This is a genomic window from Bacillus sp. JJ864 (genome assembly GCF_036963045.1).
In the GTDB taxonomy this organism is placed as follows: Bacteria; Bacillota; Bacilli; order Bacillales; family Bacillaceae_G; genus Bacillus_A; species Bacillus_A pseudomycoides_C.
In genome coordinates, this window is the sequence record NZ_JBALLY010000060.1 from 1 (window position 1) to 282 (window position 282).

Genomic DNA, 282 nt, shown 5'->3' on the forward strand with positions numbered 1-282 from the left:
TTAGATATGTATAATATATGCCCTTGACTTTGAACCTTGCAGGGTCGTGTTTCTTCTGGATAGGGAGCAGGTTACCTCAGCTCCAACACCTATCAAGGTTACACGACCCTTCTTCAAAGTAAAGGAACCGCTAACGCTCATATATTATACGTAATGGCCATAATTAATTTGGTCTGTTTAATGTGTAAAAGATGTTGAATTTTCACTAAAAAGGCGTACATGTTGAACATTATGTACGCCAATTTTTTTAGTATAGTTAATTAGGGTACCGCCAGCATTTCG